The following is an 11,804-nucleotide window of genomic DNA, read 5'->3' as shown; positions in this document are numbered from 1 at the left end:
TTTTCCCGACTTCTTTTTTTCCACTTGATCGAGCAACAAGGACGCACCGATGAACACTGCTGTGGATGCTGTCGAACGTACCGAGATCCTGATCATCGGCGCCGGACCGGCCGGCTCGGTGGCCGCGGCGATGCTGCGCCAGCAGGGCCGCCAGGTCCTGATGCTGGAACGCCAGCAGTTCCCGCGCTTTTCCATCGGCGAAAGCCTGCTGCCGCAGAGCATGGAGTACATCGAGGCGGCCGGCCTGCTGCAGGACGTGGTCGAGGCGGGCTTCCAGCACAAGAACGGGGCCGCCTTCGTGCACGGCGAAGCGCGTACCGCATTCGACTTCAGGAAGAAGTTCTCGCCGGGCTGGGGCACCACCTATCAGGTGCAGCGCGCCGACTTCGACAACGTGCTGGCGCGCGGTGCCGAGCGCATGGGGGCCACGCTGCGTTTCGGCGACGAGGTGCTGTCGGTCGAGCCCGGCGAGCAGCCGGCGGTGACGGTGCGCCGCCCGGAAGGCAGCGAGTACCGCATCGAGGCCGATTTCATCCTCGACGCCTCGGGCTTCGCGCGCCTGCTGCCGCGCCTGCTGCAGCTGGAGTCGCCGTCCAACTTCCCGGTGCGCGGCGCGATCTTCTGCCATGTGCGCGACAACATCCCGGCCGAAGCGGACTTCGATCGCAACAAGATCCTGATCACCACCCACCCCGAGCACGTCGACGTCTGGTACTGGACCATCCCGTTCTCCAACGGCTGCTGCTCGCTGGGCGTGGTGGCCGAGCCGTCGTTCTTCGAACGCTACGACGGCGACGACCTGCAGAAGCTGCAGGCGATCGTCGGCGAGGACCCGAACCTGACCCGGCTGCTGGCCAATGCCGAATGGGCGGTGCTGCCGGTACGCCGCATCACCGGCTACTCGGCCAATGTCAGTTCGTTGTGGGGGCCGGGCTATGCCCTGCTGGGCAATGCCGGCGAGTTCCTCGACCCGGTGTTCTCGTCCGGCGTGACCATCGCCTTCAAGTCCGCGCAGCTGGCCAGCGCATGCCTGGCGCGCCGCTACGCCGGCGAAGCCGTGGACTGGGAAGCGGAGTTCTCGGTCCCGCTGCGGGCGGGCGTGAAGACCTTCCGCCGCTTCGTCGAAAGCTGGTACGAAGGCGGTTTCCAGAAGATCATCTACCACCCGCAGCAGCAGCCCGAAGTGCGCGACATGATCAGCTCCATCCTGGCCGGTTACGCCTGGGACACCAACAACCCGTACGTGGCCGATGACAGTGGCCGCCGGATGCGCGTGCTGGAGCAGCTGTGCGGCGCCTGATCGCCCCTGCCACGGCACTGCTGCTGAGCCTGCTGCTGGCGGCCTGCGCCGGCCGCATGCCGAAGCCGTTGGTGGAACTGCCGCCGCTGCGCCTGTCGCCGGCCAGCCTGCCGGCGCCGCTGGCGTTGCAGCAGCAGCTGCATTTCCGTTTCGGCAGCCATGAACGCGACCTCGATGCGCTGCTGGAAGCCGATGCGCAGCAGGTGCAGCTGGCCGTGCAGGCGATGGGCCAGACCGGTGTGCGCCTGCAGTGGGACGGCCAGCAGCTGACCCAGCAGCGCGCGCCGTGGCTGCCGCCGCAGGTGCGCGCCGAGCGCGTGCTGGATGACCTGCAGTTCGCGCTGTGGCCGACCGCGGCCATCGCCGCCGCGCTGCCGGCCGGCTGGCAGGTCCGTGACGATGGCCATCAGCGCAGCCTGTCGCGCGATGGCACGGTGTGGCTGCAGCTGCAGCGCCTGGACGATGGCAGCGTGCAGCTGGACAACCGGGCCGAAGGCTATGCGCTGCGCATCGAATCGATCGACATGGCCGGGCCGGATCGATGAGTGCACCGATCTACCTGAACGACCTGGGCGTGGTCTGCGCGCTCGGCGATGGCCGCGACGCGGTGGCGTCGGCGATGTTCGCCGGCGTGCCGGGCGGGCTCAGCGACAACGATACCCTGCTGCCGGGACACACCCTGGCGCTGGGGCAGGTGCGTACACCGCTGCCGACGCTGGAAGAACTGCCGGCCGCCCTGCGCGGGCGCAACAACGCCCTGCTTGACGTGGCGCTGGCGCAGATCGCACCGGCGGTGGCCGCCGCGATCGCCCGCCACGGCGCCGAACGCGTGGCGGTCGTGCTGGGCACCAGTACCTCGGGCATCGGTGAATCCGAGCAGGCCCTGCGCACCCATGCCGAACAGGGCCAATGGCCGCCCGGGTTCGATTACTCCCAGCAGGAAATGGGCACCGCCGCGCAGTTCGTGCGCCAGCGCAGTGGCGCGCAGGGCCCGGCATGGACGCTGTCCACCGCCTGCTCGTCCAGCGCCAAGGCCTTGATGTCGGCCGCACGCATGCTGCGCGCGGGCATCGTCGATGCAGTGATCGCCGGCGGTGCCGATTCGCTGTGCCGCTTCACCGTGGCCGGCTTCAGCGCGCTGGAATCGGTCTCGGCGCTGCGCTGCAATCCATTCTCGCAGCATCGCGCCGGCATCAACATCGGCGAGGGCGCCGCGCTGTTCCTGCTCACCCGCGAGCCCGGCCCGGTATGCCTGGCCGGCTGGGGTGAGTCGGCCGACGCGCACCACATGTCCGCCCCCGACCCGCAGGGGCTTGGCGCCATCGATGCCCTGCAGCAGGCGTTGCTGCGCGCTGGCTGGGCGGCCGATGAGGTGGATTACGTGAACCTGCATGGCACCGCCACCGGCCACAACGATGCGATGGAAAGCCTAGCGGTGGCGCAGGTGCTGGGCAACGGCGTGCCGGCCAGTTCAACCAAACCGCTGACCGGCCACACGCTGGGTGCTTCGGGCGCGATCGAGGCAGCGCTGTGCTGGATCGTGCTGGCCGAGAACCCGCAGCAGCAGCTGCCACCTCACTGGTGGGACGGCGTGGCCGACCCCGCATTGCCGGTGCTGCCGCTGGTCGCACCGGCCACCCGCCTGGCGCATCCGGCGCGGCGGGTACTGAGCAATTCGTTCGCCTTCGGCGGCAGCAATGCCGTGCTGGCGCTGGAGCGTCGATGAACACGCTGTACGCGATCGAAGAGGTGGTGCCGCACCGCCAGGACATGTGCCTGCTGGAGCGCATCACGCACTGGGACCAGGACACCATCGAGGCCGAACTGGTGGTGCCCGACGCGGGCCTGTTCGTCGAGGAGGGCCAGGTGCCGGCGTGGGTCGGCATCGAATACATGGCGCAGGCCATCGCGGCCTGGGCCGGTTGCCGTGCGCGTGCGGCCGGCAAGCCGCCGCAGTTGGGCTTCCTGCTTGGCAGCCGCCGCTACAGCAGCCCGCGCAGCAGCTTTCCCAGCGGATCGCGGCTGCGCGTGCAGGCGCGCTGCGAGCTGTTGGGCGACAATGGATTGGGGATGTTCGCCTGCCGCATCCTGGCAGGCGAGGACGAATGGGCGACAGCCAACGTGTCGGTGTTCGAACCGGCCGACGCGATGGCCTATCTGGAGAGTGGACAGGCATGACAGGGAATCGAAGCGTGCTGGTGACCGGCGCCAGCCGGGGCATTGGCCGGGCCATCGCGCTGCGCATCGCGCGTGACGGCTTCGACGTGGTGGTGCATTGCCGCAGCCGCGTGGATGAAGCGCAGGCGGTGGTCGCCGAGATCGAGGCACTGGGCCAGCAGGCCCGCGTGCTGGTGTTCGACGTGGCCGACCGCGCGTCTGCGCGGGCCGCGCTGGAGGCCGATGTCGAAGCGCATGGCGCTTACTACGGCGTGGTCTGCAATGCCGGCATCGCCCGTGACGGCGCCTTCCCGGCGTTGTCGGCCGACGACTGGGACCAGGTCATCCACACCAACCTGGATGGCTTCTACAACGTGCTGCATCCCCTGATCATGCCGATGGTGCGGCGGCGCAAGCCGGGCCGCATCGTCACCCTGTCGTCGGTATCCGGGCTCGCCGGGAACCGCGGGCAGGTCAACTACAGCGCCGCCAAGGCCGGCATCATCGGGGCCACCAAGGCGCTGGCGCTGGAACTGGCCAGCCGCCAGATCACCGTCAATTGCGTGGCCCCGGGCCTGATCGAGACCGAAATGCTCAACGATGAAGTGGTTGAACACGCGCTCAAGCTGATTCCCGTCGGCCGCGTCGGTCGTCCCGACGAAGTGGCGGCGACGGTGGCGTTCCTGCTGTCCGAGCCGGCCGGCTACATCACCCGCCAGGTGATCTCGGTGAACGGAGGCATGATCTGATGGCCGCCGATCGTCGCGTGGTGGTCACCGGCGCCGCCGCCATCAGTCCGCTCGGCCACGACTGGTCCACCATCGAAGCGCACCTGCGCAGCTGCCGCAATGCCGTGCGTGCAATGCCCGAGTGGGATGTGTATGCCGGCCTGAACACCAAGCTGGCCGCGCCGGCGCAGGACTTCGAGCTGCCGCCGAACTACAACCGCAAGACCACCCGCTCGATGGGCAAGGTCGCGATCATGTCGGTGCGTGCCACCGAGGTGGCGCTGCGCGAGGCAGGCCTGCACGAGCACCCGGTGCTGCGCAGCGGCCGTACCGGCGTGGCCTATGGTTCCTCGTCGGGCAGCCATGAGGCCACCGGTGAATTCGGGCGCATGCTCAACGAGTTCACCACCGATGGCATCAGTGCCACCACCTACCTGAAGATGATGAGCCACACCGCGCCGGTCAACATCGGCGTGTTCTTCGGCCTGTCCGGGCGCGTGTACACCACGTCCAGTGCCTGCACTTCCGGCAGCCAGGGCGTGGGTGCGGCCTATGAAGCGATCCGCAGCGGCAAGCAGACGGTGATGGTGGCCGGCGGTGCCGAGCAGCTCGATGCCACCGCTGCGGCGGTGTTCGACACGCTGTTCGCCACCAGCGTGCGCAATGACGCGCCGCAGACCACGCCGCGCCCGTTCGATGCCGGCCGTGATGGCCTGGTACTGGGCGAGGGCGCCTGCACGCTGATCCTGGAGGACCTGGAACACGCGCAGGCGCGTGGCGCCACCATCCTGGCCGAGGTGGTCGGCTACGGAACCAACAGCGATGGCCAGCACGTCACCCAGCCCAGCGCCGACACCATGGCCCAGGCCATGCGCCTGGCGCTGGAAGATGCCGGCCTGGACGCGGCGCAGATCGACTACGTCAACGCGCACGGCACCGCCACCGACCACGGTGACATCGCCGAAACCCAGGCCACCGCGCAGGTGTTCGGCAACCGCGTGCCGATCAGCTCGCTGAAGAGCTACGTCGGCCACATGCTGGGTGCCTGTGGCGCGTTCGAGGCCTGGGTGAGCATCGAGATGATGCGCGCCGGCTGGTTCGCGCCCACCCTGAACCTGGCCGAGGTCGACCCGCGCTGTGGCCAGCTCGACTTCATCACCGGGCAGGGTCGCGAACTGCAGGCCGAGTACGTGATGAGCAACAACTTCGCTTTCGGCGGCATCAACACCTCGCTGGTGTTCCGCCGCTGGCGCGAGTGACCCACCGTCCCACCGCACTGTTTCCGCTACCCACCCGCACCCCTGACAAGGAGAAGTTTCGATGCGCCGCACTCTCATGATCGCCACTGCCACCGCGCTGCTGGCCCTGACCTCCACCGCCTCTGCCCGCGACACGCGTGTCGAACAGTCCCTGCAGGAACTGGTCAATTCGCAGGCCGCCAAGGACGTCGGCATTGACGGCAGCGTGCGCTTCTACCTGGCCGGCCAGCCGGTCAGCGTGCAGCAGCGCCTGGGCGAAGACGTGACCAACAAGAAGACCAACGCGGCCAACAAGAGCGATGCCGAGGCCTGCCGCTGGGTCGCGCTGTCGGCGCTGCGCGCGCTGCAGGACGGTGCCAAGTCGCGCGGCGCCAACGCCGTGGTCGACATCGTCAGCTATTACAAGAAGAACGAGTTCAAGAGCAGCACCAACTACGAGTGCTACGCCGGCGCCATCCTCGCCGGTGTCGCGCTGAAGGGCACCTACGCCAAGGTCAAGTAAGCGCCCGTGTGGCGGCGGCGCTGGCTGAACGTCGCCGCCACATTGTTGAACCCCGCCGGGGAAACGCCGCCGATCACGCCGCCATCGTCGGCTGACGGCTTTCCCCGCTGTCGGCTTTCCGACACAATCATGGCTCTTCCCGGGTTATCGTCCCGCGGACATGCACGCCTACGTCTATAAAAGCCAACTCAAGCCGGACACCTACGTCTACGTTCCCCGACGCGATGATTTCAGTGCGCTGCCCGCGCCGCTGCTGAGCTCGCTGGGGGCGCTCGCCTTCGTCCTGGAAGTGGCCCTGGATGCCCAGCGCCGCCTGGCCCAGGCCGATCCGGAAAAGGTCCGCAGTGAAATGAGCGAACGCGGGTTCTATCTGCAGGTGCCGCCGTCGGTGGCCAGCCTGATGCCGCGTCACTATGACTGACGCCTCCCGACCGCGCGTCCTGTCGATCGCCTTCGCCGCCGGTGCCGTGCTGGCGCTGGGCGCCGCAGTGGGCGGCGTTCCGGGTGCCCTGCTTGCCGCATTGGCGCAGCCGGCGTTCGCGCTGGCGGTGTCGTGGTGGCGCCGCAGCCGCGCGCTGCGGCCGCTGGCGCTGGTGGCTCGCCAGGACCTGCCGGCGCTGCTGGCGCTGTGGGCCGCCGCGCCGCTGCTGCTGGCCCTGCTGCTGGCCTGGCCGCTGGCGGCACTGCGTGACAGCGGCAGCCTGGCTGCGGTGCTGGGCCTGAGCGTGCTGGTCAGTGCCGGCCTGCTGGCGGCCTGGCGCACCTGGCCGCTGTGGAACGATGTCGAACGCCTGGATGGCAGCCTGGCCCAGCACTGGCAGGCACTGGCCGGCCGCGACCTGACCGCCTGGCGTGGTCTTGGCGTGGCCGCGCTGGTGATCGCCTTGGCCGCACTGGTGGTGCTGCCGGCCTGGCCGGGCCTGTTGCCGGACAGCGCACGCTGGCCGGCTGCGCTGGCGGTGGTGGTGCTGTCGCCGCTGCTGCACCTGCTGCTGCAGCGGGTCGCGCCCGCGCCGCTGGTGGCGTTGCGGCCCAGCCCGTTGGCGGCGGCCAGCAGCGACCACGAGCCGATGTTCGCAGCGGTGGCGGACACCGCGCCGCTGGAAGCCATGGCGCCGCAGGAACTGACCCCTGCGCTGTATGAAGCCGCCCGCCACGGCCGCGTCGACCGTGCCCTGCAGCTGCTGCAGGCCGGCGCCGACCCCTACGCGCTGCCGGACCCGGACTGGCGTGACCAGCGCAGCCTGGCGGTGCTGGCCGCAGTGCTGCCGGACCTGCGCCTGCTGCGCGAACTGATTGCCCGCGGCGTCGATGTGAATGCGCCCCACCGGGGCATGACGCCGCTGTTGGCGGCCACCCGCGACAGCTGGCATGGCCGTCCCGAAGCGGTGATGACCCTGCTCGCCAACGGCGCCGATTCGCGCGCCACCGACAGCGACGGCAACACCCCGCTGCACCATGCCGCGCGCAGTTCCGACCCGGGTGTGGCGGCGTTGCTGCGCGATGCCGCAGCCGAAGTGGATGCACTCAACCGCGACGGCTGGTCGCCGCTGGCGGTGGCCTGCCAGGTCGGCAACTGGCGCCTGGCCCGCTTCCTGCTCGAGCGCGGTGCACGCAGCGAACCGGCCGAGGGCACCCCGGTGCTGCTGGCCGCCGCCGCCACCGAGGACGACGATCCGGCCGGCGTGCAGCTGCTGCTCAAGCACAAGGCACGCGCCGACGCGCGTGATCGCCAGCGCCGCAGCGCGCTGCACGAGGCAGCGCTGGCCGGCCACGTGGAGATCATCGGCGTGCTGCTGGGCGCCGGCGCCAACCTGGAAGCGCGCGATGCACTGGGCCGCACGCCGTGGCTGGAAGCCGCCCGTGCCGGCCGTGCCGCCGTGGTCGAGCACCTGCTGCCGCACAAGCCGGACCTGGTCGCGGTGGACGGCGAAGGCCGCAATGCGGTGCAGCTGGCGGTGATGGCCGAGGATGTCTCGCCGCTGCTGATCAAGCGCCTGGTCGAACTGGGCATCGCCGCCGACGCCACCGACCCGGTCGGCCGCCGCGCGGTGGACTACGCGGCCGAAGCGGGCCGCTGGGCGATCGTGGCCCTGCTGGACCCGTCCTATCCGCTGCCGGCAGCCGTCAGTGATGGGCTGGCCGAGCGCGGTGAAGCGGCCAGCGCCAGCGGCCTGTTGCCGGACCGTCCGCCGCTGACCCTGCTGCGCGAAGCGCTGGGCTTCGGCAACACCGATGGCATGGCCGCGCTGGCCAAGCTGTGCCAGCCGGAGGAACTCGGCGGCCTGCTGCTCGATCCGGAGCTGGCACTGGAGCCGCGCGCGGTCGATTGGCTGCTGGCCCACGGTGCCGACCCCTATGTGCGCGACGCCTGCGCCGATACGCCGATGTTCGCGCTGCTGTCGCGCGGGATCGACGCGGTGCCGGCGCTGCAGGTGATGCTGCAGCGCGGCCTGTCACCGGCCGGCCGCGGTGGGCTGGCACGCTTCCTGGCCGCCTGCGCGCAGCACGACCAGGCCGCCCGCGGCCTGGAACAGCTGGCGCTGGAACTGCTGGAACGTGGCGCGGACCCGTTCGCGGCCTCGCCGGCCGGTGACCCACCGCTGTCGCTGGCGGTACGCCTGGGCTGGCTGCGCCTGCAGCAGGCCCTGCTCAAGGCGGGCGTCGATCGCGAGGCGCGCGACAGTCATGGCATGACCGCACTGCACCTGGCCACCGCGCTGGCCCGCGAAGGCGCACTGAAGCTGCTGGTGCAGCACGGTGCCTCGCCGGAAGCGCGTGCTGCCGACGGCCAGACGCCGCTGGGCGTGGCGCTGTCGATCGGCCGCCGCGATCTGGCCGACTGGCTGGACTGGCGGGTGTGGCCGCTGCCGCGCCGTACCCTGCGCGAAGCGGATCTGCCGGCCGCGGCCATGGCCGGCGATGTCGACGCGGTGCGTCGCCTGATCGATCTGGGATTTGCCGTCGACGCCGTCGATGCACAGGGCTGCACGGCACTGCTGCGTGCCGCCGGCGGTGGCCACCTGGCGGTGACCGACCTGCTGCTGGCGCGCGGCGCCGATCCGCAGCACGCTGCCGCCAGTGGCGCGACGCCGTTGTCGGCCGCGGTCAGCATGCGCCAGGTGGACATTGTCTCGGCTCTGCTTGATGCCGGCGCCAAGCTGGAACACCGCCTGCCGGGCGGGGTGACCGTGCTGATGCTGGCCTCGGCGCTGGGCCTGCCGGACATCGCCGCGCGCCTGCTCACCGCCGGTGCCGACGTGCATGCCGGTGACGCGCAGCAACTGGGGCCGCTGCACTGTGCCGCGCTGTATGGCTTCAGCGCCCGCGACCGCTCCCGCCTGCTGGCCCTGCTCGACACCCTGCTGCTGGCCGGTGCCGAACCGGACCAGGCGGCGGCGGGCTCGGTCACGCCGTTGCTGCTGCTGCTGGGCGCACGTGCCGAGCCGGGCACCGCCTGCGACGAGCAGGTGGTGATGGCGGCGGTGGAACGGCTTCTGGATGAGGACGTCAGCCTGGACGTGCGTGACCCGCGCGGCTTCGGCCCGCTGCACCTGGCCGCGCTGCATGGCCTGCCGTTGCTGGTGCAGCGCCTGCTGCGTGCCGGTGCCGATCCGGAGGCGCGGGACAGCCTCAACCGCAGTCCGCGCGAGATCGCAGTGATGCGTGGCTTCATCGACGTGGCCGGCGAATTCGAACCACGCGTGCCGGGTGTCTCGTCGATGGCGCGGTTCCTGCGCGACAACGGCTGAGGGTCGGGGTCGGAATCCGCAGTGGGTAGTGCCGGCCGCTGGCCGGCAATCTCCTGAGACCTCCGGGATACCGAGGCTGCCGGCCAGCGGCCGGCACTACCGGGTCCGTCCTCGATCGACACTCCTACGTGTCGTCGCTTTCCGCGTCGGCCTCGAACAGGTGCATCAGGTCATTGCGTGCATCGCGCGAGGTCTGGATCACCGCCGCCTCGTCGTCGTACACCAGGTACTGGTCGCGCAGCAGCTGTTCGTCGTGTTCGCGGAAGCGCTGCACATGGCGCTCGGCCACGTCCGGTGCCACGCCCAGCGCGGTCAACACGCGGCCGCTCATCTCCAGGCTGGTACCGAACACCTCGCGGAACGGCTCGGCCGACATGTCCATCAGGCGCCACGCATGCTGGCGATTGCGCGCGCGCGCCAGCACTTTCGCGTCCGGGTACAGCCGGCGCACCATGCGCACGGCGCGCAGGTTGGTCTCCGGGTCGTCCACGGTGATCACGAACACATCGATGTGCTCGCCGCCGGCGGCGCGCAGCATCTCCGGCCGGGTCGGATCGCCGTAGTAGAGCTGGTTGCCGAAGCGGCGCAGGTCGGCCACGGTGTCCGGGTTCGCCTCCAGCGCAACGAACGGCACCTTCTGCGCGGTCAGCAGGCGCGCGATCACCTGGCCGAAACGCCCCATGCCGGCGATCAGCACCTTGGGCCGGTTGTCGGGTGCCACCTTGTCGGCCTCGGCCGCCTCGCGCGGTGTGGTCTTCTCCTGGCCGAGCAGCTTGAGCAGCACGATCATCAGCAGCGGCGTGATCGCCATCGACAGGCCGACGATGGCCACCAGCCGGTCGTGGTTGGCATTGCCCAGCAGGTGCGCGCGCTGCGCTTCGTTGAACACCACGAAGGCGAACTCGCCCCCCAGCCACAGCACGCTGCCCAGCAGCAGCGACTGTCGCCGGCTGAGCCGGGCGATGCGGCCGATCACGTACAGCAGGCTGAATTTGACCACCAGCAGGATCGCGACGCCGGCCGCGATCAGCCACGGCTCGGCGGCAATGCGGTCAAGGTCGATGCCCATGCCCACGGCAATGAAGAACAGGCCCAGCAGCAGGCCCTTGAACGGCTCGATCTGCGCTTCCAGTTCATGCCGGAATTCCGAATCGGACAGCAGCACGCCGGCCAGGAACGCGCCCAGGCTGGGGCTGAGGCCGGCTTCCTGCATGAACCAGGCGGTGCCCAGCACCACCAGCAGGGCGGTGGCGGTGAACACTTCCGGGCTGCGGGTGCGCGCGATGATGCCAAATACCCGGCGCAGGACCGGCCGCCCGCACAGGATCACCACGGCCAGCGAGCCCAGCGCCACCATTGCATCCTCGATGCGCAGGGTCTCGTTCTTCACCCCGCCCAGCAGCGGGATGGCAGCCAGCAGCGGAATCGCGATCAGGTCCTGGAACAGCAGGATGGCAAAGCCCAGCCGGCCATGGTCGCTGTTGATCGCCTTGTGCTCGGACAGCAGCTGCAGGCCCACCGCGGTGGACGACAGCGCCAGCGCCACGCCCACCACCAGCGCGCTCTTCCACTGGAAATGGTCGAGCAGCAGCAGGCCACCGAGCACCAGCCCGGACAGCGCCACCTGCGCCGCACCGGCACCGAACACCGAGCGCCGCATCACCTTCAGGCGCGCCGGCGACAGCTCCAGGCCGATCACGAACAGCAGCATCACCACCCCGATCTCGGCCGCGCCGAGGATGCGGTCGGCATCCTGCACGAAGCCCAACCCGTCCGGGCCCAGCACCACGCCCGCCGCCAGATAGCCCAGCACCGCGCCGAAGCCGAACTTCTTGAACACCGGCACGGCGATGACCGCTGCCAGCAACAGCACCAGGGCCAGTTCCAGACCACCGCTATGCATGGGAATACCTGGTCATCGGGGAAGCCCGCAGTGCGTCCGTTCGGGGGAAAGGCGTGGCGAGCGCCACGGCCCCATTATGCGCGCCGGCCGGTGCAGGCACGAGAACAACCTGCCATGCCGGCGCCTGGCGCAGGGCCAGCGGGTTGACCTGCATGGCGCGCGGGTCCAGACTGCCCGCCGCTGGCGGCCCGACCGCCGGCACA

General features: G+C 70.2%; 10 protein-coding genes. 9 read left to right on the top strand and 1 reads right to left on the bottom strand.

Translation table 11 applies throughout. The features are described 5' to 3' along the window. Nucleotides 1-49: 49 nt before the first annotated feature. From NSQ78_RS21085 to NSQ78_RS21045, 9 genes are all read left to right on the top strand, one after another. Nucleotides 50-1,300, top strand: a complete 1,251-nt coding sequence (locus tag NSQ78_RS21085; protein WP_064239506.1) for an NAD(P)/FAD-dependent oxidoreductase — start codon at nucleotides 50-52, stop codon at nucleotides 1,298-1,300. Next, on the top strand, nucleotides 1,288-1,845 hold the full coding sequence (locus NSQ78_RS21080) for a DUF3261 domain-containing protein (RefSeq protein WP_064239505.1): 558 nt from the start codon (nucleotides 1,288-1,290) through the stop codon (nucleotides 1,843-1,845). The genes NSQ78_RS21085 and NSQ78_RS21080 overlap by 13 nt, the downstream gene beginning before the upstream one ends. Next, nucleotides 1,842-3,026, top strand: a complete 1,185-nt coding sequence (locus NSQ78_RS21075) for a beta-ketoacyl-[acyl-carrier-protein] synthase family protein (protein WP_064239504.1) — start codon at nucleotides 1,842-1,844, stop codon at nucleotides 3,024-3,026. Before NSQ78_RS21080 ends, NSQ78_RS21075 begins: the two co-directional genes overlap by 4 nt. Beyond that, entirely contained in the window at nucleotides 3,023-3,478 is a 456-nt protein-coding gene (locus NSQ78_RS21070) for a dehydratase (protein ID WP_032960608.1), read from the top strand. Before NSQ78_RS21075 ends, NSQ78_RS21070 begins: the two co-directional genes overlap by 4 nt. Further along, a complete protein-coding gene (locus tag NSQ78_RS21065; protein WP_064239503.1) occupies nucleotides 3,475-4,206 on the top strand; it encodes a 3-ketoacyl-ACP reductase FabG2 in 732 nt (243 codons plus the stop codon). Before NSQ78_RS21070 ends, NSQ78_RS21065 begins: the two co-directional genes overlap by 4 nt. After that, entirely contained in the window at nucleotides 4,206-5,444 is a 1,239-nt protein-coding gene (locus tag NSQ78_RS21060; RefSeq protein WP_049471207.1) for a beta-ketoacyl-ACP synthase, read from the top strand. The genes NSQ78_RS21065 and NSQ78_RS21060 overlap by 1 nt, the downstream gene beginning before the upstream one ends. A 61-nt stretch (nucleotides 5,445-5,505) precedes the next feature. After that, nucleotides 5,506-5,946 (top strand): excinuclease ATPase subunit, encoded by a 441-nt coding sequence (locus NSQ78_RS21055; protein WP_339207451.1) that lies wholly within the window; start codon nucleotides 5,506-5,508, stop codon nucleotides 5,944-5,946. A gap of 160 nt (nucleotides 5,947-6,106) precedes the next feature. Then, entirely contained in the window at nucleotides 6,107-6,367 is a 261-nt protein-coding gene (locus NSQ78_RS21050) for a YcgL domain-containing protein (RefSeq protein WP_049459612.1), read from the top strand. Beyond that, the gene (locus NSQ78_RS21045; RefSeq protein ID WP_064239502.1) at nucleotides 6,360-9,698 is read left to right on the top strand and encodes an ankyrin repeat domain-containing protein; all 3,339 of its coding nucleotides are present in this window, start codon (nucleotides 6,360-6,362) and stop codon (nucleotides 9,696-9,698) included. Before NSQ78_RS21050 ends, NSQ78_RS21045 begins: the two co-directional genes overlap by 8 nt. A 124-nt stretch (nucleotides 9,699-9,822) precedes the next feature. On the opposite strand, the gene NSQ78_RS21040 is transcribed toward NSQ78_RS21045, so the two are convergent. Then, a complete protein-coding gene (locus tag NSQ78_RS21040; protein ID WP_064239501.1) occupies nucleotides 9,823-11,601 on the bottom strand; it encodes a monovalent cation:proton antiporter-2 (CPA2) family protein in 1,779 nt (592 codons plus the stop codon). Between the last annotated feature and the right edge of the window lie 203 nt (nucleotides 11,602-11,804).

The organism is Stenotrophomonas sp. FSL W7-1447, assembly GCF_037966425.1.
In the GTDB taxonomy this organism is placed as follows: domain Bacteria; phylum Pseudomonadota; class Gammaproteobacteria; order Xanthomonadales; family Xanthomonadaceae; genus Stenotrophomonas; species Stenotrophomonas pavanii.
Note: the sequence above shows the minus strand (reverse complement) of the source record. Positions and strands in the feature narration are given on the sequence as shown.